A 23,191-nucleotide genomic window follows, 5' to 3' on the forward strand; every position below is an offset into this window, starting at 1 on the left:
AAATCATGGAAGAAGCACAGTTAGAAAAGAAAAATGAATTACAGCAAAAAGTAAAAGACGTAATGTCTGAAGTTAGCAAAGTTGTTGTAGGTCAAGATTATATGGTGAATCGCCTTTTAATTGGATTATTCACCAATGGACACATCTTATTAGAAGGAGTTCCAGGCTTAGCCAAAACACTAACCGTTAACACTTTAGCGAATGTTTTACATTTAGATTTCCAAAGAATTCAGTTTACTCCAGATTTAATGCCTTCTGATTTAATCGGTACGATGATTTATAATCAGAAGCAAGGTAACTTTGAGGTTAAGAAAGGTCCGATTTTTTCAAATTTAGTATTAGCAGATGAGGTCAACAGATCTCCAGCTAAAGTACAATCAGCCTTACTTGAGGCGATGCAGGAAAAGCAAGTAACAATTGGAGAAACTACTTTTCAATTAGATCGTCCATTTTTAGTATTAGCCACTCAAAACCCAGTAGATCAGGAAGGAACTTATCCTTTACCTGAAGCGCAAGTTGACCGTTTCATGCTAAAAGTAATGGTGGACTACCCTACTAAAGCTCAGGAATTAGAGGTGATGCGTAGAATGTCTAATATGACTTTTAATAAAGAAGTCAAAACTATTCTTACGAAGGAAGAAATATTCAGCATTAGAGAACAAGTGAATAATGTTGAAATTTCTGAATCTTTAGAGCGATACATTATTGAATTGGTTTATGCTACTAGATCTCCTTTGGAATACGGATTAAAGCAAGAAGCTGATTATATTCAATATGGAGTATCTCCTAGAGCAAGTATAAATCTTAACTTAAGTGCTAAAGCAGTAGCCTATATGGAAGGTCGAGATTATGTTTTACCAGAAGACATTAAAGAAGTAGCCTTTGATGTTATGAATCACAGAATACTTTTAAACTATGAGGCTGAAGCTGATGGTGTTACTACTAAGGATATCATTGAAAAAATCTTAAAACAAGTTCCCATTAGTTAAAATTAAATTGACCCTAAACCGTCCTAAATAAAAAGCATCCGATGACTAGCGGATGCTTTTTTTGTTTTACCTCAATATTAACACATTAATGAATTAGTAACAATTTGCTAAAAAGTCTGACAAATTCAGTTAACAATTAAAAACCACCTTTGCATCAAAGAAATTTAAACTTATTCAAAATTAGTCACAATGAAGAAATTTAATTTAATCGCGATGCTAGCAATGGTATCAGTTTTTATCTTCTCATCATGCGAAGAAGAAACTGCAGAACCAAACAACCTAGTAACAATCGAAGGAATTCCAGCAACAGCTGAAATTGAAAACTTAGGGACTGTAGGCCCTGTTTCTGCTACAGTTACAGCTCAAGATGGTATTTCAAGCATAGTAGTTACAAAAGATGGTGACACTTTCTTAGAACCAGAATTCACAGCTGAAGCAACTACAGCAACATTTGAATTCTCATATACTGCAACTGAAGCAGATGCTGATCAAAACATTGTTTTTGAATTTACTGCTACTGATGCAGATGGTGATACTGAGTCTGTTACTCACGTATTATCTGTTGGTGCTGCTCCTCAACAATTACCAAATCAAGTATTATCAGGTCTTATCGAAGAGGATCTAACATTAACAAACGACAGAATATGGGAATTAGCAGGTCGCGTAATTGTAACTGCAGGAAATACTTTGACCATTCAACCAGGAACTGTAATCAAAGGACGTCCAGGTGATGCTGCTGCAGCTTCTGTATTAATTATAGCTAGAGGTGCAGATATCCAAGCTAATGGAACTGCTGAAGCTCCAATCGTATTTACTTCAACTGCTGATGAAATCCGAGTTGGTGAATTCGAAAGTTCTTTAGATTTAACAACTCAAAGAGGTCTTTGGGGTGGTGTATTAATTTTAGGAAATGCTCCAATCTCTGCTGAGGCGGATGAAGCTCAAATTGAAGGTATCCCAACTACTGTAACCGAAGGTTTATACGGTGGTGATGATGCGGCAGATAATTCTGGTGTATTTGAATACGTTTCAATAAGATTTACTGGTGCTGAATTAGGCCCTGGAAACGAATTACAAGGATTAACTTTAGGCGGTGTAGGATCTGGTACTACAATCAATCACGTAGAATCAATCAATAGCTCTGATGATGGTGTCGAAATTTTCGGAGGTACTGTAAACATTACCAATTTTATTGTTTGGGCACAAGATGATGACGGTTATGATACTGACCAAGGATGGAGTGGAACTATAGACAACTTCGTTTATATCGGTGCTGATGAAGCAAATGGTTATGCTTGGGATGGCGATCACGGTATGGAATTAGATGGTTCTGAAGGTGACGATGGATCTGCTAACTTAGTAGGTAAATTCATCAACGGATCTTTAAGAGGACTTTCTTCAAGTGATTACGCTGATTTAAGAGATGGTGCAAAATATGATATTCAAAACACTTATTTCTTTGACTTTGCTGAAGGTTCTGATATTGAGATAGATGCTGATGATAATGATGATGATCCAAGAGGATCTGACAACTATGCAAATGATATCACAGTATTCAGTGGACTTGAATTCAATACTACAAATGTGATTGGAGATATATTTGTTGATAAATTAGATGCTGCTGCCGCTGCTGCTGCTAATGATAGAACTGAAGCTGAATTTGCTGCACAAATCACTGCGAATGGTGAGAAATTTGTTAGCAATAATTCAGTGGTTACTGAAGCAACTGTTGGTGCTGATGTAAGCGTTTTATCTTGGTCTTACGCTGCTGCACAAGGCCAGTTAGACAACTTCTAAGATACTTAAACATATTCTTTAGGAATAGCTCTCAGGAAACTGAGAGCTATTTTTTTTTAATGTATATTAAGTTAATGTTTTTGTTAACATATTATTAACACATAGACAATTCTATGATAAACTAATCTGATTTTATTTGAACTACTTTTGCATGAAATATTTAATTAAAATTAATTATGAAAATTAAAGTAGGAATTTTTACTGTCGCATTTCTTTTTATATCAACTCTTTTAGTGGCACAGAAGGGTACTATTAGAGGTAAAGTAATTGATAATAAGACAGGGGAAGAAATGATTGGAGTTTCTGTTGTAATTAAAGGTACAGCAAATGGTGCTGCAACAGATCTTGATGGTGCTTTTTCTTTTGGTGCTGCACCAGGTGTTTATGACCTACAAGTATCTTTTATTTCATTCGAAACATTAACTGTAAGTGGAATAGAAGTAAAAGCAGGAGAAGTTAGCAATGTAGGAACAATCAGACTTGGAGAGTCGGTAGAGCAAATGCAGGAAGTAGTTGTTAAAGCCGAAGCCATAAGAGAGACTGAAGCTGCTTTATTAACAGTAAAAAAGAAATCTGCTAATATAATGGATGGAATATCATCAGAAACTTTTCAATTAATTGGTGATTCTCATGCTGCAACTGCCGTAAAACGTGTTGCTGGTGTTTCCATTCAAGATGGTCAATATGTTTTTGTAAGGGGACTTGGAGATAGATACACTAAAACCACCCTGAATAAAATGAACATTCCTGGACTAGATCCCGATAAGAATGCTGTTCAGATGGATATTTTCCCTACAAGTTTAATAAACAATATAATTGTATATAAATCATTTACTCCAGAATTAAACGCTGACTTTGTTGGCGGAACTGTAGATATTGAATTGAAAGACTTTCCTACTGCAAAGACTTCTAGCTTTTCATTTAGCACAACCTATAATCCTTCTATGCACTTCCAGTCAGATTATAGAAGTTATGAAGGAGGTAGTTTAGATTTCTTAGGAATTGATGATGGCACAAGAGACTTACCATATAATGCAAAATTAGATGGTGGAAAACTTCAAAGCACAATCCCAACCAATGATGAAAGTATTAGATTTCTAAGTAATGTAACTAGAAGTTTTGATTCAAAAATGGCTGCCCAAGTTTACGGAAACAATTTGCCAGATATGAGTGCTTCATATTCTAGAGGAAATCAATTTGACATAAATACTTACAAATTAGGTTACAATCTAGCAATCAATTACAATAAAAGCACTAACCACTATCAAAACGCGATAGATGGATATTACCTAAGACCACAGGATGCAGATGAATTTGAATTAATTTCTGATAATATCTATGAGGGTCCTTTAAGCTCAAGAGACACTAGATTAAGTGGGCTAGCTGGACTATCATTAAAAACTGATGCTTCTAAATATTCTCTTAAAGTACTAAGAATACAAAACGGCATATCAAGGGCAGGACAAAGAACTAGAACAGCTTCATTGACCAATTCATATACTGCATTTTTAGATAATTTGGAGTATACTGAAAGAATTATGAATAATGCTACTTTAGATGGTACGCATAGCTTCAATAGAGGTGAATTTGAAATTGATTGGATTTTGGCTTCAACTTTTTCTTCTGTAGAGGATAAAGATGTAAGAATAACCCCATTCACAATTGCTGATGATGAAGGAAATCTTGCTATTCAATCTCAAGAAGGTGGGGAACCACAAAGAATTTGGAGATTATTAGATGAGCAGAATTATAGTGGAAGAGTAGACTTCAAAAAAGGATTTAACCTAAATGAAAATGAATCAAAAATTTCATTTGGAGTTAGTGAAGATTTCAAACAAAGAGATTACGAAATCCAAGATTTTGGAATTGACTTCTTCGGTAATCAAAACCTTTTAGAACTAAATGGTGATGCTGACAGAATATTTTTACCAGAAAATATAATTGGTGAGCTTGAAGGTGTTGATGATTCTAGATTTGGAACATATGTTGGAACTAGATTTACACCTAGTAACGCGTTTAATGGAAGCATTAACATAGTTGGAGCATATGTAAGTAGTGAATTAGTTTTCACTGATCAAATCAAAGCGATCGTTGGTGTTAGATCAGAGAAGTACGATCAATTTTTCACAGGTCAAAATCAGAATGGGTCAAGGGTATTTGAAAATGAAAATGTTTTATCATCTTTAAAATTATTCCCTTCACTAAATCTAACTTATTCACCATTTGATGATACTAACTTAAGAGCTTCATATTCTAAAACTGTTGCTAGACCTTCTTTTAAAGAGAAATCAACTTTGGAAATTCCTGATGTATTAACAGGTTTAACTTTTATTGGTAATATCGACCTTGTAGAAACAGATATTGACAATTTAGATTTAAGATATGAAATGTTCATGAGCAGAGGTCAAACAGTATCAGTTGGGGCATTCTTTAAAAGATTTGTAAATCCAATTGAACTTGTAAGAAATGATATTCAGTCTGATAATGTTAGCCCTCAAAATGTTGGGAACGGTCAAATAATGGGTGCTGAGTTCGAAATCAGGAAAAGTTTAGATTTTATAACTCCTGCTTTAGAAAACTTCTTATTCAAAGGAAATTTCACTTACGCTAGCTCATTTATAGAAAGAAATGAAACAGAAGCTGACGGTACAAAAAATGGCTTGAGAACTGGAGAGGAATATTCAGATAGAAGAGATTTCCTTGGACAACCACCATATATCATAAATGCTGGATTAGATTATGTAGATTTTGAAACTGGTTTTGAATCAAGTATTGCATACAATATCCAGGGACCTACTTTAGCTATTGTTGGTGTTAATAGAACTCCAAGTACTTATACTGTTCCTTTTCACAGCTTGAACTTTAATATGAGCAAAACTTTTGGTTTAGATGGGAAAAACAAAATTGGATTAAGAGTTAATAATATTTTAGGAGATATTCAAGAAAGAGTATTTAGATCTTTTAATGCTGAGGATCAAATTGAATTTAGCAGAACTCCTGGAAGATCTTTCAGAATTAAATACTCAAGAACATTCTAAGTTTAGGTTGACTTAAATATTTAAAAGCTTTCGGGGAAACTCGAAAGCTTTTTTATTTTGTACAATTTCTTAATCGCATAAAAAAACCTGTGAAGGACACTCCACAGGTTTATATAATTTATCTTAAAACCGTCAACCAATCTTAGGACGGATCAGCGTTTTATTGAAATTTATCTCTCAAGCTGATAAGCCACTACTTTATTGCTAAAGAAAGTAGGAACGTATACAATTTCTTTTTCCGCATTCAAACCAATATCAGCAGTTTGAGAAGCTTCCTCAGTATCTAATAATAAAGTGGCTTTATTACCCGCTACATGGTAAATTTCTCCTTTCCATCTACTTGCAATGTAAGTACCGTCATTTAAAACTGTAAGTCCATCTCCACCTGTAACTGACTCATTAACCATTTCAAATTTATTAGAAGCTAAGTCTAAAGATCTTAGTCCCATTCCATCTAAAGTCATTAAATGATCTCCTTTGCTTAAAAGGCCATTAATACCTTTAACTCCTTCAGCTACAGTTGATAGTTCTCCATTTTCAATTTTATGAATTAAACCTAAACTCATATCTGAAATGAAAACAGCAGATTCTGAAGTTGTAATATCATTCAAAAACTCAGCTTTTTCAGGAGTAAATTCTTTTGCTATTTCACCCGTTTCAAGATCAATCGCAACCACTCTATCTATATCAGTAACATACAGATGACCATCAAAAATGCCCATTCCTTTAGGTGCATTTAATCCGGTAGCCCAATTTAAAGACTCAACACTACCATCTAGATTTAAAATAGAAATAAATCCTTCTCCGTTTTTATCTAGTGGCTGTCCATTGATGTTTGACACGAAAAGTCTGTTTCCTTCACCATCATACAAAACTGACTCACAAGTAGTCATGACTGTATCCGTTTCCCAAAGCTTCACAAATTTTGGATCAGCTGGTTTTTCCACTACTTCTTTTTCTACTGCCTCTTTCTCTTCTGAATTTTCTTTTTTTGCTGGTTGGCATGCAAAAATTAATAATGCGAAGCCTAAAATAAATAATGTATTTTTCATAGTAACTTATGTTGATTTGTTATAAAGTTACAAAACTTATGAAAAACCTAAGTGTTTCGTTTTTATGATAATACCTTAAACTTTTTCCTCTCCTATATATTGTAATACTTTCCTTAAAGCTACTTTTCTAATATCTTTTTCTCTAACTGCAGAATGTCTATGCAATACAAATTGAAATTTTAAGGAAGTGAAATTTTCATTTATTTTAATTATCCTTAACATATAACTATCGTCTTTAATGTATTGCTGATAGTCGCTTAAAGCTTCTATAATATATTTTTCAACGGCACTAACATCCGTGATTAATTCATTTTTGAGGTCAAAATCAAAACTAACCTTTCGAATAGCTCTTTTAGTGTAATTATAGATTTGAGAGGTAAACACTAATGAGTTTGGGATGTAAATTAAATCTTCATCATCATTAGTTATATGTAGATTAACTAGTGTAATATCAGTGACTTTCCCCTTAACTTCACCAATCTTAATTTCATCTCCAATCATAACTTCCCCATTAAACATGATCAACATACCATTGATCATATTGGCTATATAATCTTTAGATAAAATAGCAATGGCAGCAGCGACAATACTTAATGAGGTGATTAAAGCGATGGGATCTATATTGAATAATAATAGAATTGTCCCAATCAAAATAAAGGTGTGTAGAATATTAGCAATATGATCTATGCCTAATACAAAGTTATTTTTAGTACCCCTTGAGAGTTTATGCTTTTTCTTATAATAAAATACAACCCCCAATCTGATGAGTGAAACCCATAAATCAGCATAAAGGTAAAAGCGAGCTGCTTTAACATAATTCTCCCCTATTCCATATTTTAATATTTCAGCATGATAGGTGTTGATGGCAAATAATGCAGCAATAAAAATGATTGCTTTCACTAAAAACTTGATTCTTCTTTTATACTCAAGTTTACTGGCCGGGTTAACAGATTTTCTATTCATTTCTCAAAGTTATAACAATCTAATAACACTTAAAGTAGGTGCTCTCGGCTTCATCCATTATTTTTGTGAAAATATTTTACAAATTAAAAATGATAGACAACAAAAGAAACCCTTGGCACGACATCCATTATGGTGATGAAGCGCCAGAATACGTGAACGCTGTAATAGAAATTTCGAAAGGGAGTAAGGGTAAATTTGAGTTAGACAAAGAAACTGGTTATTTAATGCTTGATAGAGTATTATTTAGCTCTGTACATTATCCAGCAAATTATGGGTTTATTCCGCAGACTTATTGTGATGATAAAGATCCATTAGATATCATGGTAATTACTTCTATTGAATTACCTCCTCTATGTATGGTAAAAGCTAAGGTATTAGGTGTAATGAAAATGATGGATCAAGGCGAAGCAGATGATAAGATCATTGCTGTTGCGGCTAATGATATGTCAGTAAACCATATGAATGATATTCACGATTTACCTCCTCATACATCAAAGGAAATGCAGAGATTTTTTGAGGATTACAAAAAGCTTGAAAACAAAAAGGTAGTAGTAGAAGACTTTTTTGATAAAGCCGAGGCTCACAAAGTGATTAATGACAGTATTGAATTATACAATAAAACTTTTTAATACGCTTAGATAAGCAAAAAAGGCTTCTTAAATAATATTTAAGAAGCCTTTTTATATCAATCAAAAGAATTACATTCTTGAAACTTTACCTCCTGAACTTGAATCTGCATCAACAATTGCCGGGCTTCCTCCATAACTGATCTTACCTGATGAAGATGCTTTTGCCACTAATTCTTTTTCTACATTAAATTCAACTCTACCTGATGAGCTTGCTGAAACATCAGCATTATCACAAGTAAAATCAGTCGCAGAAATTCTTGCTGAACTACTTACCTTAGCTTCAAAATTATCTGATTTCCCGGATAGCGTTATTCTGCACGAGCTACTAGCTTTCGCTTCAATATTGCCTGCCTTAACACCTACATCTATTCTTGCTGAACTTGAACCTGAAATTTCTACATTTGTAGCCTCAACTTCAACATCAATTCTTGCTGAGCTAGAGCCTTTAATTTCGATATTATTAGCTTTTATTAGCCCTTCTGCTGATAATCTTGATGAGCTGCTAGCTTTCAACTCTTCCAACTCTTGATAGTAAACTGTAACTTCTACTTCAATATTTCTATAACTTTTATTTGAGGCCATTTCGATAACCAAATCCTCACCTTTAACATCAGTGATAACATCTTCTAATTCACCAGTTGTGCTTACCTCAACTTCTGGCTGGCTCCCCTTTTTCAATATAACTCTTATGCTTTGTGATGATGATACAGATGTAAAATCATCAATAGATCTGGTTTCAGTTTCCTGAGCAAATAACTGAACGCTTAAAAGAACAAAGATTAGGGCTAATAGTGATTTTTTCATGATTTTATAAGTTTGTTTATTTGATAGATTCAAAAATCATGAAAAGGTTGCATGTTCAAAAAAATAAAATAAAAAAGGCACGACTGATAAAGCCGTGCCTATAAAATTGTTAGTATTTTATACGATTAAAACTTACTTAAAACCTTATTCACTTCTGAATCAGGGTTAGCACATTTTTCTCCAGGTTGTTTCCCGCAGAAACTACATGCTTCACCATCCTTATTTAAAAAAGGGCTTTGAGAAGCACATGTACCTTTAAATTCACCATTTTTTACAAATAATAGCCTTACTGACATTAATACGAAAAACGCTGCTATTAATCCGATTGCTAATAAAAAAGTAGTCATATTTTTAATTTTTAAGACTTTCCAAAAGCCTTTTGAATTCGTTGTGCAAATTTAACATTCTAAAATCATAACGCCTAGTAAGAATGCAAAGTTTCTTAAATTGCGATTAACTAATGAAGAAACACATCCCTATGAAAGAAGTTCAAAAATTCCCTGATAATAGAAGAAAAGAAAAAATTGAAGCTTTCGATAGATTATTAACCATAATGGATCAATTAAGGAATTTATGTCCTTGGGATAAAAAACAAACTATTGAAAGTATAAGACATTTAACCATTGAAGAAACTTTTGAATTATCTGATGCCATTCTCGATAATGATTTAGAAGAAATCAAAAAAGAACTAGGTGATATTATGCTTCATATAGTGTTTTATGCAAGAATGGCAGATGAAAAGAATGCATTTGATATGGCTGATGTATTAAATGGTATTTCCGAAAAATTGATAAATCGTCATCCTCATATCTATTCTGATGTTGAGGCAAAAGATGAAGAAGCCGTAAAAGAAAATTGGGAAAAGATTAAGTTGAAAGAGAAAGGAAATAAGTCTGTTCTAGGAGGAGTACCCAAATCGTTACCCGCATTAATAAAAGCAATAAGAATACAAGAAAAAGCAAGAGGCGTTGGCTTTGATTGGGATAATAAAAATCAGGTTTGGGATAAGGTTGAAGAGGAAATGAATGAATTTCAACATGAGGAGGAATCTGGCAATAAAGAAAAAGCAACTGAAGAATTTGGAGATTTACTATTTAGCTTAATTAACTACGCAAGATTTTCCGATATCAATCCTGAAGAGGCATTAGAAAAAACCAATAAAAAATTCATAAAACGATTTCAATTTCTCGAAGAGGAAAGTAAAAAGGATGGAAAGCAGATTTCTGAAATGAGCTTAGCTGAAATGGATACTTACTGGGAGAAAGCTAAAAAATTACCCTAAAAATTTAAAATTATTGCAAATATATAAGATAACAGTTTGAAAATAAACCATAAAATTAATAAAAAACAATTTTTTACCACATAGAGGTTAATTATTATACCTTATCCATTTAATTTTTAGGTTAAATTCATAAATTAGGGTTTCATTAAACCCGATTTTTATGAATTTAATGTTTTTAAGCTCATTTAAAGCTTTATTTACACCCTTATTAGCAACAAATCTAGAAAGTGCGGCTTCTCAAGTTAACATTGAAGTACTAACAGTAAATAATGTATGGATGATGCTATGCATCGCTCTCGTATTTATCATGCATTTAGGATTTGCATGCGTGGAAGCAGGCTTCACACAATCTAAAAATACAGTTAATATTTTATTTAAAAATACAGTCACACCTGCAATAGGACTAGTTTCTTATACGATTATAGGTTTTAACCTTATGTATCCTGAATTTGCTGATGGTCCAGGTTGGTTTGATTTCAATGGATTTTTCTTAAATGATTTTGCCGGCATTAATTATAATCAAAACTATACCTATTGGACAGACTTCCTTTTTCAAGCCATGTTTGCAGCTACAGCCGCAACAATTGTTTCTGGAGCTGTTGCTGAAAGAATAAAAATTTCCGGCTATTTTATTTTCACCATCATATTTGTAGGGTTTGTCTACCCTGCTATTGGAAGTTGGAAATGGGGCGGTGGCGCATTAGATGCTATGGGCTTTTATGATTTTGCAGGCTCAACTTTAGTTCATTCAGTAGGTGGCTGGGGAGCTTTAGCGGGCATTATTGTTCTTGGACCTAGAATTGGTAAATACGTAAATGGAAAAGTGATTGATAAAGAAGGATCAAGTGTTCCATTAGCTACTATAGGCGTATTCTTATTATGGTTCGGATGGTTTGGTTTTAACGGTGGATCCGTACTTTCTGCAGAACCCAGAGCGACATCTTTAGTCATTATGAATACCTCATTAGCTGCCGCAGCAGGCTCATTAGGAGGATTTCTAATGGGATATATCACCTTTAAAAGACTTGATTTAGGCATGGTGTTAAATGGTACACTTGCGGGATTGGTCGGTATCACTGCGGGTGCTGATTTAATGACCCCTGGACTATCTTTATTGATAGGTTTTATTGCGGGTATGTTGGTGGTATTGTCAGCGATTGGACTAGACAAATTGAAATTAGATGATGCAGTGGGAGCTGTGTCCGTCCATCTAACATGTGGAATATTCGGAACTTTAGCGGTTGGAATTTTTGGACAAAAAGCGGGTTGGGAACAATTCGTCAATCAATTAATAGGCGTAGCTGCTTGTGGAGCTGCTGCATTTGGTTCTGCTTTTATTATATTCTATGTACTAAAGAAAACGATTGGCTTAAGAGTTTCGAAAGAACATGAGGAACAAGGCTTAGATAGCCATGAACATGGTATAAGAGGATACACCATTACTTATGAATAAACTATACAGAGCTTGTCTTATTAGAAGCAAGCTCTTTTCTTTATAAATACTGATCTAGATATCCCGCCATATCTTTTTGAATCTCTAAAGCTTTGATACCAGCAGTTTTAGCAAAATCTTGACCATTTGAAGCATATATAATTCCTCTGGATGAGTTAACTAATAATCCTCCATCTTTATTTAGGCCATTTTGAGATAGCTCTTTAAGATTGCCTCCTTGTGCGCCTACTCCTGGAACTAAGAGAAAATGATTGGGTACTAGTTTTCGTATTTCTTTAAACTCATCAGATCGGGTAGCTCCCACAACATACATCATATTTTCTTTAGTACCCCATTTTTGAGAAACCTCTAATACTTTTTGGTACAATAGGCCTCCCGAATTTAAAGATTCAAATTGAAAATCCTTACCTCCCGCATTTGAAGTGAGAGCCAATAAAATCACCCACTTATCTTCAAATTCAAGAAAAGGCTCCACAGAATCACTCCCCATATAGGGCGCTACAGTTATGGAATCAAAATTCATTTGTTCAAAAAATGCTTTTGCATACATTTTTGATGTATTTCCTATATCCCCTCTTTTTGCATCTGCTATCGTAAAAACATCATCAGGTAAGTATTCAATAGTCTTTTGAAGACTCTCCCAACCTTTTACACCCATTGATTCATAAAATGCTATATTAGGCTTGTAAGCAACAGCATAGTCAATTGTTGCATCAATGATCTGTTTATTGAATTCAAATATCGGATCCTCTTCTTTTAAAAGATGTTGAGGTATTTTATTAATATCAGAATCCAAACCCACACATAAGTAGCTAGACTTAGATTTAATTTGTTGAGAAAGTTCTTGGTAGTTCATGATAGTATAAAGGGCTACAATATAAACCTGTCAGGTTTCTAATTAAATCTACAATGGTTGTATTCAGGAATAAATCATAATAAACCTTAAACCTGACAGGTTTGAATCATTTAATAAATGAATTATCTGAAGTCTAATACCTCAATATCAGGGTATTTAGATGGGTCAAATATGAAATCTTTATCTGTTAAACTATTATCAACTTTAAAATTAGTCACTTCGTAGTTAAAGATGTTTCCTGCCCTGTCAAAGATGGTCCACTTGTCTAACAGATTAGTTTTCTTGTCAATTTTTAATCTTATTTTATAAAATGATTCATCTTTATCTTCAGGCACTAGATCAATTACATGGTATTGAGCATTTCCTTCGCCCGCCATATATAAATATTTGTAACCTTCTTGATAAGCCTTATAAATCTTACTTGGATTCATCTCTCCAGCCTCTGCATCATAATCATTAATCGTAACTTCATTAGCATCTCTCAGGTAAGTCCAAACCGTTTCATTATTATTAACAATTAACTGACCTGCAACATCTGCTTTGAATTTATCGCCACTCACTACAATTTCACCTTTAAAGGTATCAGTGAAATCTTCCATTTTATTTTCGAGCGATTGAGTGAAAGTTGCTGTAAAGCCAGGTATATCACTGTATTTAGCACTCATATCATCTAAAATTGCTTTGGCTTTTGGATCATTTTGCGCAATTACTGCGATGCTAAAAAGGCCTAGCATCAAGATTAGTGTGTATTTTCTCATCTCTTTTATATTCTTATTTAATTGTTATTATCGATATTGTTCAATAATTGTTCCAAACTATATTCATCAGGAATTAAAACTTCTCTCGCTTTACTTCCTTCGAAAGCTCCCACAATCCCGGCAGCTTCTAATTGGTCAATTAATCTACCTGCTCTATTATAACCTAGTTTAAGTTTCCTTTGAATTAAAGATGTACTTCCCTGTTGGTGCATCACAATCAATCGTGCAGCTTCATCAAACAATGCATCTCTTTCCGATAAATCAACCTCTCCCACTTTACTATTATCATCATCACCTGAAAATTCTGGCAACTGATATGCTTGTTCATATCCTCTTTGATTACCAATAAATTCAACAACCTCATCAATTTCTGGTGTATCTATAAAAGGGCATTGCAATCTGATTAAATCCGAGCCTTGAGAAAGCAACATATCCCCCATTCCTACTAATTGTTCTGAGCCACCTGTGTCTAAAATAGTTCTGGAATCAATTTTTGAGGTAACTCTAAATGATAATCGAGCAGGGAAATTCGCTTTAATTATACCTGTAATAACATTAACAGACGGACGCTGAGTAGCTACTACTAAGTGAATTCCAATTGCTCGAGCTAACTGAGCTAATCTAGCAATTGGAGTTTCAACTTCTTTTCCAGCCGTCATCATCAAATCGGCCAACTCATCTATTACTAATACAATATAAGGTAGGAACCTATGCCCTTTTTCAGGATTAAGCTTCCTGTTAACAAACTTATTATTATACTCTTTTAAATTTCTACAGCCTGCATCCTTTAATAAATCATATCGATTATCCATTTCGATACACAGTGAATTCAATGTATTGACTACTTTTTTAGTATCGGTAATGATGGGTTCCTCTTCATTTGGAAGCATTGCTAAAAAGTGGCGCTCTAACTTATTAAATAAAGTTAATTCCACCTTTTTAGGATCAACTAATACAAACTTCAACTGGGATGGATGCTTTTTATAAATAAGCGAAGCAAGCATCACGTTTAACCCTACTGACTTACCCTGACCTGTAGCACCTGCCATTAATAAGTGAGGCATTTTAGCTAAATCAGCAATAAAAACATCATTGCTAATAGTTTTCCCTAAAATGATGGGCAATTCTTTATCGCTTTTTAAGAATTTATCAGTGGCAAGTACTGATTTCATACTTACCATCTCTCTATTCTTATTGGGTACTTCTATACCAATAGTCCCCTTTCCAGGTATAGGGGCAATAATTCTAATACCTAAAGCAGCTAAACTAAGGGCAATATCATCTTCTAAGTTTTTAATTTTAGAGATTTTAACCCCAGCTTCTGGCACTATTTCATAGAGTGTAACTGTAGGGCCAATTGTAGCCTTAATACTCTGAATTTTAATTTTAAAGTTAGTAAGCGTTTCTAGAATTTTATCTTTATTGGCCTCTAACTCTTCCTGCGTAACCTTTACTTTTCCTGAATTATGATCTTCAAGCAAGTCTAATATAGGATACTTATAAGATGATAGATCCAAAGTCGGATCATAATTCTCAACCTTTTTACCCAGTTTTTCATCAAAAGCTGATTCTTCTACCTCAAAATCTTGATCTTTAACTTCAGATTCAATCTCTGGCTCTGAAATCACTTTATTTTCTAAAGTGTTCTCGACTTCCATGGTTAATTCTTCTTTCTGAGGTGACTTTTTAGGTTTTTGTTCGGTTACTGTCCAAGTACTTGCATCATCAAAAGATTCATCATCATCTTTATCAACTTTATTTTCTTTTTTGTCGAAAACTTCTTCTTTCTCAGGCTTATTTACTTCATCAACAGAAACATTATTCTTTTCAACTTCCTCTTCTTCATCCATAATTTCAGAAGGGTTTGATGAAAACAATGAAGTCACATCAAAATAGAAGACCATGAAAATCAATAAAGATAAGATTAATACTAAATAAGTCCCCCACCCGAAAAGACTATTGAAGAGTACTGCTAATTCATATCCAATACCACCGCATAAAAATGAAAAAGCTGTTATTTTTCCAGATTCAAAAACCATGAATCCTAATAATAAACTAGCCCAAAACAAAAAGAAGACCATGAAAGTAAAGGCCCTTCGAATAGAAAATATTTCTTTTTGAAAAGTAATTTTGTAGCCCGCCAAAAATAAAAAAGGCGGAATAAGAAAGGCAGCAAGACCGAACCATTTAAAAACGAAATAATAAGCAGACTGAGCTCCTAATAAACCCAACCAGTTGTCCATTTCAGCTCCAGATGCTTTGATTCCATTTTCATAAGCAGACTGTAGAACACTCATATCTGCTTTACCAGTAAATAAATAAGAAATAAAGGCAGTAAATAAAAAAATAGAACTTGACAATAGAAAAAAGCCGAAAGCAAGGTGCAATCTTCTATCTTTAAGAAACCCAATATTAAAATTAAACTTTGGACTCTTCTTTTTACTATCAGATTTTTTAAATGTATTTGATTTATAGGTGTTTTTAGCCATAAAAATTGCCTGCTAAGCTGTAATAAAGTTGCATAAATTCCATTAAAGTGCAAAATACTAATCTTCAATTAGAATATAGTATGTTTTTAACGATCGCTGAGATTAATTCTTACTTCTTAAAATTTGAATTATGATTAACTCAGTAAAAACGACTTGCTTGGACAAAAAAATAGCCTGAATAATTAAATTCAGGCTATTTGAGATGGGTGGAAGATGGGACTCGAACCCACGACCTCCTGAACCACAATCAGGCGTTCTAACCAACTGAACTACGACCACCATTTTGAGCACACAAAGGTAAGAAGGTTTCTGAAATTCAAAAAAGGTTTTAGTAAAAATTATTATAAAGATTTGTTAATGCTTTTCAGTCAATGATAATGGATATAATAAAAGACTTCCCAGAAATCTTGAGTGTATATTTAAGATTTAAATTACATTCCCTTTTTAAGTATTATAAAATGACTAATTTTGCACTTCATTTGGATTATATATGAAGAAAATAGCAGTAATCGGTTTAGGTTATGTGGGATTACCACTAGCCGCTGAATTTGGTAAATATAGAGAGGTTCTCGGTTTCGATATTAATGAGAAACGCGTTGAAGAACTTAAAAAAGGTTTTGATAGAACCTTAGAAGTTGAAGATGAGGAATTAAAAAAATCAAAACATCTCACTTACACTTCTAAAGTAGCAGATTTAAAGGACGCAGATTATTATATTGTAACTGTTCCAACACCTATAAATGAGTATAAACAACCGGACTTAACGCCATTAAAGATGGCTTCTGCTACTGTTGGCAAAACTTTAAAAAAGGGAGATGTTGTAATTTATGAATCTACCGTCTATCCTGGTTGTACAGAAGATGATTGTGTGCCTATTTTGGAAAAAGAGAGCGGATTAATATTCAATCAAGATTTCTTCTGTGGATATTCACCAGAAAGAATCAATCCAGGAGATAAAGAACATAGATTGCCTACTATCAAAAAGGTTACCTCAGGCAGTACTCCTGAAATTGCAGAGGAGGTAGATCAATTATATAAAGAAATCATTACCGCTGGTACTCACAAAGCCGCTACCATTAAAGTAGCAGAAGCCGCAAAAGTAATTGAAAATTCCCAAAGAGATCTAAATATTGCTTTTGTGAATGAGTTGGCACTGATATTTGACAAAATGGGTATCGATACTGCAGATGTATTAGCAGCAGCAGGAACAAAATGGAACTTTTTACCATTCAAGCCAGGTTTAGTAGGCGGTCATTGTATAGGAGTAGATCCCTATTATTTAACTCACAAAGCTGAGTCATTGGGCTATCATCCACAAGTAATTCTTTCTGGTAGGAGAATCAATGACAATATGGGAGCACATGTAGCCAGTTCTGTTGTAAAATTAATGGCACAAAAAGGTTCAGTGATCAAAGGCTCAAAGGCATTAGTCCTCGGAATTACTTTTAAGGAAAATTGTCCTGACATTAGAAATAGTAAAGTAATTGATGTTATTAAAGAACTGGAATCCTACGGTATACAAGTAGAGACCTACGACCCTCAAGCTGATAAAGAAGAAGTGAAGCATGAATATGGGGTTGAATTAATTGACAAGCCAAGTTCAGATTACAACGCAATCGTATTGGCAGTTTCACACAAAGAATTTAAAGATTTCAACTTATCCAACCATTTGAGTGATAATGGTGTCAGCTACGACATAAAAGGATTTTTTGAAAGAGGTTTAGCAGATAAGAGATTGTGATAATGGATAACATTCAAATGGTTGACCTTGGAGGTCAATTGAAACATATTAGAAAGGAAGTAGATGAGGCGATTGCAAATGTATTGAATACTACTGCTTTTATAAAGGGTGAGGATTTTAAAGAATTCACTTCAGAATTAGCCCTTTGGAATAATTCCAAACACACGATAGGTGTAGCAAACGGTACGGATGGTTTACAGATTGCCATGATGGCTTTAGGTTTGAAGCCAGGTGATGAAGTAATTGTTCCTGTATTTACATATGTGGCAACTGCTGAGGTGATTGCTTTATTACAATTAAAGCCTGTTTTCATTGATGTTGAACCAGACACATTCAATATTGATGTCCGACAATTAGAAACAGTTTTAACTGCAAAAACTAAGGCAATTGTTCCTGTTCATTTGTTTGGACAAATATCTAATATGAATTCAATAAATGAATTTGCTATAAAAAATAGTCTTTATATAATTGAGGATGTTGCTCAAGCCATAGGAGCAGAATACAATGGCAAAAAAGCTGGTAATTTAGGACATATAGGAGTAACCTCTTTTTTCCCATCTAAAAACCTAGGTTGCTTTGGCGATGGGGGAGCCATATTCACAAATGATGATCAACTGGCTGAAAACATCAGGATGATTGCCAATCATGGACAAAAGGTTAAGTACTACCACGATGTAATTGGAGTAAATTCTAGATTAGACACTCTTCAAGCGGCAATACTAAGGGTTAAATTGAAAGAATTGAATAATTATATTATTAGTAGGCAAAGTGCTGCACAATATTACGATCAAGAACTATCAGAGGTAGATTGGATTGAAACACCTGGTAGATTTGAAGATAGCACACATGTGTTTCATCAATATACCATAAAAGTTAAAAATGGTAAGAGGGATAATTTAAAAGAGTATTTACAGAATAAGGGTATTCCATCCATGATCTATTATCCTGTACCTTTACATTTGCAAAAAGCTTATAGTGGTTTGGCAGTAAAAGGAGATTTCCCAGTTTCCGAACAACTATGTGATGAGGTTTTATCATTGCCCATGCACACTGAATTAGATGACCACCAATTAGAGTATATTTGTAGTACTATAAAATCATTTAAATGACAGAGTTAAAATATTTTGTACATGAGACTGCTGTAATTGATGAGCCATGTGAAATTGGGGCAGGAAGCAAAATATGGCACTTTTCTCATATCATGCAAAATTGCAGGTTGGGAGAGAATTGCAATATTGGCCAGAATGTAGTGGTCTCTCCTGAAGTAGTATTAGGGAAAAATGTTAAGGTTCAAAATAATGTATCTATCTATACAGGAGTAACTTGCGATGATGATGTTTTTTTAGGGCCAAGCATGGTTTTTACTAATGTTATTAACCCAAGAAGTGCTGTCAACAGGAGAGGCGAATATTCTAAAACTCATGTTGGTAAAGGTGCAAGTATTGGTGCAAATGCAACTATAGTTTGCGGACATAATATTGGTAAATTTGCATTTATTGGCGCAGGTGCAGTAGTAACAAAGGAAATCCATGATTATGCACTAGTAGTTGGAAATCCTGCTAAACAAATCGGTTGGATGAGTGAATATGGACATAGGTTAAAATTTGATAACAATAACATCGCGATTTGTCCAGAAAGTAACGAAAAGTATAAAATTGAAGATAACAAGGTAATAAAATTATAACATGAAGAATTTTGCACTTATAGGAGCGGCAGGTTATATAGCCCCACGACACATGAAGGCTATGAAAGAAACAAACAACAACCTTGTTGCTGCTTACGATCCCTTCGATAGTGTTGGAATCATTGATAGTAATTTTCCTGATGCTGATTTTTTTGTCGAATTCGAGAGATTTGATCGACATATAGATAAATTAAAAAGGGAAGGAACAAAAGTTGATTACGTTAGTGTTTGTTCACCAAATTATTTACATGATAGCCATATTCGTTTTGGTTTAAGACAAGGAGCAGATGTAATTTGCGAAAAGCCCATAGTGTTAAATCCTTGGAATATTGACGCCCTTCAAGAAATTGAAAAAGAGACAAATCAAAAGGTATACAATGTATTACAGCTCAGATTACATCCAAGTATAATCGATTTAAAGAAAAAAATAGAAAATGGATCAAAAGACAAGGTGTATGATATTGACCTTACTTATTTAACTTCAAGAGGCAGTTGGTATTACACCAGTTGGAAAGGGGATATGACCAAATCTGGAGGTATTGCTACAAATATTGGAGTCCACTTCTATGATATGCTAACTTGGGTGTTTGGCTCAGTAAAAAGTAATAAGGTAAATATCCATACACATGATAGGGCAGCTGGTATTTTAGAGTTAGAAAAGGCTAATGTAAGGTGGTTCTTGAGTATTAATTACGATACAATCCCTGATGAAATAAAAGAAAAAGGTATGAGAACCTTTCGTTCCATTACGATAGAGGGTGAAGAAATTGAGTTTAGTGGAGGATTTACGGATTTGCACACTTTAACATATCAGGATATTTTAGATGGTGGTGGTTTTGGTTTGGAAGAAGCAAAAACAGCAATTAACATCGTTCATGATATAAGGCATTCTGCACCTATTGGTTTGCAAGGAGACTATCATCCTTATGCTGCTAAGAAATTAACTAGACACCCATTCACTTAAAATTGCTAATCTTAATTTAATAAGAACGGAACTGCAAAACTTTTAATACTTCAGATTTATCAATTGCACTGTAGCTCAACATATAAAAAGGCGTACTGCATAGCAATTTATGTGGATCGAATTATTTGATTTAATTTTAAAAATTATTTAAACCTAAGGATTCTAAAAAAACGGACTTCGAGAGTTTTAAAATAAAATAATGAAGCTTAATTCAACATAAAACAGAAAAATGATTTATTTTAAAATGAAACATCTTGTTTTTCTTATTGTAATAAGCACTTTGGTTGGATCCTGTAAGGGAATTGAAGGTTTACAAACTCAAAAAAAGTGGAGAAAATTATCAATCGACTTAACTGAGAAGGCTGAAACTACAACAATCAAGTTAGGTCAAAATCATTATATCGCCTATCTTACATATGCCAACGCATTGTTATATGGTTGGAAACATGAGAAAGTGAAAACTAAACTTAACGCTTTATATGAAGAGATTGAAAAGAATGGTTATGGACTAGGTTATTCATGGGATGCATTTCAAGATGGATCAGTTAATCCGGACACTACAAATTATACTATAACTATAACTGACCACGTAGGATTAGTGCTATTGAAAGGCTATTTAGCCGGAGTTGTAGAAGAAGCTAGAATACATCACCTAGTCAATGCCTTGCAACGAATCCCTCTGGCGGATTCAATAAAGTTGGGGAATTGCTTAGCGTACTCCGATAGTCCTTATGATCAAATTGGGTGTGTCCATAACGTTAATATTAGTGCGGCACAATTTTTAAATTCCATTAATGTACTAACAAATTTGAAGGTAAAAAATATAGATTATGAGATTGATCAAATTTTAACTCGTGAGATTAATAGCTACCAACCAGCAGAAAAGAACTTTCTTTATTGGGATGGTGGCTCGAGATTAACGGATCAAAATCACTTGGCTTTTCAGGTTTGGTGTATGTTAGATTTAGATAAAAGTAAATTAGATGTGATAGCAGAAGAGATTTTAGATTCATTAATAGTTAATAGAGAAAAAACTATTTCTGCATTGATTGGGCAGTTGAGGTTATTGACTTATAATGATACAAATGCTAATTCTATAATGACAGAATTATTACTACTACTGTCAAATCATAAACCAACACTTGATGAATATAAAATAATTAATAAGTTAGACAATCCACGGGAATTAGCTCAATTGGCAGTTTGGTCAGCAGTTTACAGCAAATATCTACAGGGAAATACTTGGTAATGATAAAATCATGAAAACCATAGTTGAAAATAGAGGCGATGCAAGTTCCTAAAATATTTAAAATCTTTTTATCATTTTCTTATGGCTCATGGGTAAATGCGCTGATCTCATTAATTAGTGTTCCTATTATAACTTCATTTGTATCTCCGGATGAATTTGGGAAAGCCGCGATGTTCACTTTGTTTTATAATTTAAGTGTAAACATCTCATTGCTAGGAATAAATCACAGCTATATACGTTTCTATAGCGAGATTAATCCAAATAAACGTTTTATGCTGTTCTCACAGTGCTTGAAGTTAGCTGGGGCCGCTACTACTATCTATTTTTTGATTGTAATTTTGTTTGCCAAAGAGCTTACACTACTTCTATTTGGGTCACACAATAAAGAATTAATGCTAATTCTTCCTTTAAGCGTAATTATCGGCTTTTTACATCAGTTTGCTTCTGCTCATGTAAGAATGCATCAAAATGGTGCTTTTTATAGTTTTAATCAAATTTTATTTGCTTTGGTAAGCTTCACCTCCAGTGTGAGCTATTTCGTATTAATTGAACGTAATTTTACGGGGATAATTTGGGGTTTTATTTTTGGATATTTTACATCGGCAATATTATCAATCTGGAAATATAAAAATGACTGGATACAGGCAATTAAGACAATTCCTGTTCAACAAAATTATAAAGCTTTACTAACATATGGCTTACCACTGATTCCTGCTTTCCTATTTGCTTGGGCTATGGAAGGAGTTGATAAAATGTTACTCCGGACATTTTCAAGTCTAGCAGAGTTAGGCATTTATGCAGTTGGCCTGAAACTTGCACTTAGTCTAAATATAATCAAATCGGGATTTACGAGCTTTTGGATTCCGTTTTACTATGAAAAATATGAGATCAATCCGAATAATAAAGCATTTTACAACAACATTTTTTCAGCCCTGTACCTTTCCTTTTTTCTTTTCATCAATTTTTTTATCCTATTAAAGGACTATATTTTTTTTCTGTTTCCACAGAGCTATCAACAATCATCTGTTCCTTTTATTTATCTATTATTTATACCTACTTTTTACACTTTAGCAGAGATTGCCGGTGTGGGCATTAGCCTTAAGAAAAAAACATACTTTCACATGTTTGTATTTATCTGTTCACTAATACTTAATGCAGGACTTGGATTTATTCTGGTTCCAAAACTAGGATCGCTTGGAGCGGCAGTTTCAACAGCCATCACATTTATTTTCTTTTTTTTACTTAAATCAGCAATCGCCAATAGTTTGTATAGCTTAAAGCTTAATTGGAAATCCTTTTTTGTATGTCTTTTATTAACTTTAGTTTCAATTATAATTATGCAACTCTATGATAATAATACCTTTGCTGTAATAAGCTGCATCTTAATAATTATTATAAACTGGCGAACTCTTTTAAACCTCACTGCTAAATTTAGTGCCTAAT

The 23,191-nt window shown here is 33.6% G+C and carries 19 protein-coding genes and 1 tRNA gene; 12 read left to right on the top strand and 8 right to left on the bottom strand.

Going from position 1 to position 23,191, the window contains the following annotated elements:
• The first annotated feature begins 5 nt into the window (after positions 1-5).
• The 3 genes from QYS47_RS17030 to QYS47_RS17040 all read left to right on the top strand — a co-directional run bounded on the left by QYS47_RS17030 (position 6) and on the right by QYS47_RS17040 (position 5,824).
• Positions 6-989 (top strand): AAA family ATPase, encoded by a 984-nt coding sequence (locus tag QYS47_RS17030; protein ID WP_308355563.1) that lies wholly within the window; start codon positions 6-8, stop codon positions 987-989.
• Between the two features lie 189 nt (positions 990-1,178).
• Complete coding sequence (locus QYS47_RS17035; protein ID WP_322347228.1) at positions 1,179-2,786, top strand: hypothetical protein; 1,608 nt, start codon at positions 1,179-1,181, stop codon at positions 2,784-2,786.
• A 176-nt stretch (positions 2,787-2,962) separates the two neighbouring features.
• On the top strand, positions 2,963-5,824 hold the full coding sequence (locus tag QYS47_RS17040) for a TonB-dependent receptor (protein WP_322347229.1): 2,862 nt from the start codon (positions 2,963-2,965) through the stop codon (positions 5,822-5,824).
• 170 nt (positions 5,825-5,994) lie between these two features.
• On the opposite strand, the gene QYS47_RS17045 is transcribed toward QYS47_RS17040, so the two are convergent.
• Both QYS47_RS17045 and QYS47_RS17050 read right to left on the bottom strand, forming a co-directional pair.
• Complete coding sequence (locus tag QYS47_RS17045; RefSeq protein ID WP_322347230.1) at positions 5,995-6,876, bottom strand: SMP-30/gluconolactonase/LRE family protein; 882 nt, start codon at positions 6,874-6,876, stop codon at positions 5,995-5,997.
• A 75-nt stretch (positions 6,877-6,951) separates the two neighbouring features.
• A complete protein-coding gene (locus QYS47_RS17050; RefSeq protein WP_322347231.1) occupies positions 6,952-7,839 on the bottom strand; it encodes a mechanosensitive ion channel family protein in 888 nt (295 codons plus the stop codon).
• Positions 7,840-7,928: 89 nt separating this feature from the next.
• Between QYS47_RS17050 and QYS47_RS17055 the strand changes: the two genes are divergently transcribed.
• Entirely contained in the window at positions 7,929-8,468 is a 540-nt protein-coding gene (locus QYS47_RS17055; RefSeq protein WP_322347232.1) for an inorganic diphosphatase, read from the top strand.
• Between the two features lie 69 nt (positions 8,469-8,537).
• Here QYS47_RS17055 and QYS47_RS17060 read toward each other — a convergent pair whose 3' ends face one another.
• Together QYS47_RS17060 and QYS47_RS17065 are read right to left on the bottom strand one after the other, a co-directional pair.
• Entirely contained in the window at positions 8,538-9,272 is a 735-nt protein-coding gene (locus tag QYS47_RS17060) for a head GIN domain-containing protein (RefSeq protein WP_322347233.1), read from the bottom strand.
• Positions 9,273-9,397: 125 nt separating this feature from the next.
• Positions 9,398-9,619: a hypothetical protein gene (locus QYS47_RS17065; RefSeq protein ID WP_308358414.1), complete on the bottom strand. Its 222-nt coding sequence runs from the start codon at positions 9,617-9,619 to the stop codon at positions 9,398-9,400.
• Positions 9,620-9,732: 113 nt separating this feature from the next.
• On the opposite strand from QYS47_RS17065, the gene mazG reads away from it, so the two are divergent.
• Both mazG and QYS47_RS17075 read left to right on the top strand, forming a co-directional pair.
• On the top strand, positions 9,733-10,554 hold the full coding sequence (mazG, locus tag QYS47_RS17070; RefSeq protein WP_322347234.1) for a nucleoside triphosphate pyrophosphohydrolase: 822 nt from the start codon (positions 9,733-9,735) through the stop codon (positions 10,552-10,554).
• Positions 10,555-10,714: 160 nt separating this feature from the next.
• Positions 10,715-12,007: an ammonium transporter gene (locus tag QYS47_RS17075; RefSeq protein ID WP_302122447.1), complete on the top strand. Its 1,293-nt coding sequence runs from the start codon at positions 10,715-10,717 to the stop codon at positions 12,005-12,007.
• Positions 12,008-12,047: 40 nt separating this feature from the next.
• Here the strand turns inward: QYS47_RS17075 and pyrF are convergent, their stop codons facing one another.
• From pyrF to QYS47_RS17095, 4 genes are all read right to left on the bottom strand, one after another.
• Positions 12,048-12,863 (bottom strand): orotidine-5'-phosphate decarboxylase, encoded by an 816-nt coding sequence (gene pyrF, locus QYS47_RS17080; RefSeq protein WP_308358411.1) that lies wholly within the window; start codon positions 12,861-12,863, stop codon positions 12,048-12,050.
• Between the two features lie 122 nt (positions 12,864-12,985).
• On the bottom strand, positions 12,986-13,621 hold the full coding sequence (locus tag QYS47_RS17085) for a LolA family protein (RefSeq protein WP_302122445.1): 636 nt from the start codon (positions 13,619-13,621) through the stop codon (positions 12,986-12,988).
• 17 nt (positions 13,622-13,638) lie between these two features.
• Positions 13,639-16,110: an FtsK/SpoIIIE family DNA translocase gene (locus QYS47_RS17090; RefSeq protein WP_322347235.1), complete on the bottom strand. Its 2,472-nt coding sequence runs from the start codon at positions 16,108-16,110 to the stop codon at positions 13,639-13,641.
• 204 nt (positions 16,111-16,314) lie between these two features.
• A tRNA-His gene (locus tag QYS47_RS17095) sits at positions 16,315-16,390 on the bottom strand.
• A gap of 210 nt (positions 16,391-16,600) precedes the next feature.
• Here QYS47_RS17095 and tviB point away from each other — a divergent pair.
• The 6 genes from tviB to QYS47_RS17125 all read left to right on the top strand — a co-directional run bounded on the left by tviB (position 16,601) and on the right by QYS47_RS17125 (position 23,190).
• A complete protein-coding gene (gene tviB, locus QYS47_RS17100; RefSeq protein WP_322347236.1) occupies positions 16,601-17,851 on the top strand; it encodes a Vi polysaccharide biosynthesis UDP-N-acetylglucosamine C-6 dehydrogenase TviB in 1,251 nt (416 codons plus the stop codon).
• 2 nt (positions 17,852-17,853) lie between these two features.
• The gene (locus QYS47_RS17105; RefSeq protein ID WP_322347237.1) at positions 17,854-18,960 is read left to right on the top strand and encodes a DegT/DnrJ/EryC1/StrS family aminotransferase; all 1,107 of its coding nucleotides are present in this window, start codon (positions 17,854-17,856) and stop codon (positions 18,958-18,960) included.
• Positions 18,957-19,535 (top strand): acyltransferase, encoded by a 579-nt coding sequence (locus tag QYS47_RS17110; protein WP_322347238.1) that lies wholly within the window; start codon positions 18,957-18,959, stop codon positions 19,533-19,535. Before QYS47_RS17105 ends, QYS47_RS17110 begins: the two co-directional genes overlap by 4 nt.
• Position 19,536: 1 nt before the next feature.
• Entirely contained in the window at positions 19,537-20,499 is a 963-nt protein-coding gene (locus QYS47_RS17115) for a Gfo/Idh/MocA family protein (RefSeq protein ID WP_322347239.1), read from the top strand.
• Positions 20,500-20,743: 244 nt separating this feature from the next.
• The gene (locus QYS47_RS17120) at positions 20,744-21,748 is read left to right on the top strand and encodes a hypothetical protein (protein WP_322347240.1); all 1,005 of its coding nucleotides are present in this window, start codon (positions 20,744-20,746) and stop codon (positions 21,746-21,748) included.
• A gap of 38 nt (positions 21,749-21,786) precedes the next feature.
• On the top strand, positions 21,787-23,190 hold the full coding sequence (locus QYS47_RS17125; RefSeq protein WP_322347241.1) for a lipopolysaccharide biosynthesis protein: 1,404 nt from the start codon (positions 21,787-21,789) through the stop codon (positions 23,188-23,190).
• Position 23,191 lies beyond the last annotated feature (1 nt).

This window comes from Marivirga arenosa (assembly GCF_030503875.2).
GTDB lineage: Bacteria > Bacteroidota > Bacteroidia > Cytophagales > Cyclobacteriaceae > Marivirga > Marivirga arenosa.

What these genes read in the sequence shown, in the direction of transcription:
- QYS47_RS17030 (WP_308355563.1), top strand. Translation starts at nt 6, where the DNA reads ATGGAAGAAGCACAGTTAGAAAAGAAAAATGAATTACAGCAAAAAGTA.
- QYS47_RS17035 (WP_322347228.1), top strand. Translation starts at nt 1,179, where the DNA reads ATGAAGAAATTTAATTTAATCGCGATGCTAGCAATGGTATCAGTTTTT.
- QYS47_RS17040 (WP_322347229.1), top strand. Translation starts at nt 2,963, where the DNA reads ATGAAAATTAAAGTAGGAATTTTTACTGTCGCATTTCTTTTTATATCA.
- QYS47_RS17045 (WP_322347230.1), bottom strand. Translation starts at nt 6,876, where the DNA reads ATGAAAAATACATTATTTATTTTAGGCTTCGCATTATTAATTTTTGCA.
- QYS47_RS17050 (WP_322347231.1), bottom strand. Translation starts at nt 7,839, where the DNA reads ATGAATAGAAAATCTGTTAACCCGGCCAGTAAACTTGAGTATAAAAGA.
- QYS47_RS17055 (WP_322347232.1), top strand. Translation starts at nt 7,929, where the DNA reads ATGATAGACAACAAAAGAAACCCTTGGCACGACATCCATTATGGTGAT.
- QYS47_RS17060 (WP_322347233.1), bottom strand. Translation starts at nt 9,272, where the DNA reads ATGAAAAAATCACTATTAGCCCTAATCTTTGTTCTTTTAAGCGTTCAG.
- QYS47_RS17065 (WP_308358414.1), bottom strand. Translation starts at nt 9,619, where the DNA reads ATGACTACTTTTTTATTAGCAATCGGATTAATAGCAGCGTTTTTCGTA.
- mazG (WP_322347234.1), top strand. Translation starts at nt 9,733, where the DNA reads ATGAAGAAACACATCCCTATGAAAGAAGTTCAAAAATTCCCTGATAAT.
- QYS47_RS17075 (WP_302122447.1), top strand. Translation starts at nt 10,715, where the DNA reads ATGAATTTAATGTTTTTAAGCTCATTTAAAGCTTTATTTACACCCTTA.
- pyrF (WP_308358411.1), bottom strand. Translation starts at nt 12,863, where the DNA reads ATGAACTACCAAGAACTTTCTCAACAAATTAAATCTAAGTCTAGCTAC.
- QYS47_RS17085 (WP_302122445.1), bottom strand. Translation starts at nt 13,621, where the DNA reads ATGAGAAAATACACACTAATCTTGATGCTAGGCCTTTTTAGCATCGCA.
- QYS47_RS17090 (WP_322347235.1), bottom strand. Translation starts at nt 16,110, where the DNA reads ATGGCTAAAAACACCTATAAATCAAATACATTTAAAAAATCTGATAGT.
- tviB (WP_322347236.1), top strand. Translation starts at nt 16,601, where the DNA reads ATGAAGAAAATAGCAGTAATCGGTTTAGGTTATGTGGGATTACCACTA.
- QYS47_RS17105 (WP_322347237.1), top strand. Translation starts at nt 17,854, where the DNA reads ATGGATAACATTCAAATGGTTGACCTTGGAGGTCAATTGAAACATATT.
- QYS47_RS17110 (WP_322347238.1), top strand. Translation starts at nt 18,957, where the DNA reads ATGACAGAGTTAAAATATTTTGTACATGAGACTGCTGTAATTGATGAG.
- QYS47_RS17115 (WP_322347239.1), top strand. Translation starts at nt 19,537, where the DNA reads ATGAAGAATTTTGCACTTATAGGAGCGGCAGGTTATATAGCCCCACGA.
- QYS47_RS17120 (WP_322347240.1), top strand. Translation starts at nt 20,744, where the DNA reads ATGAAACATCTTGTTTTTCTTATTGTAATAAGCACTTTGGTTGGATCC.
- QYS47_RS17125 (WP_322347241.1), top strand. Translation starts at nt 21,787, where the DNA reads ATGCAAGTTCCTAAAATATTTAAAATCTTTTTATCATTTTCTTATGGC.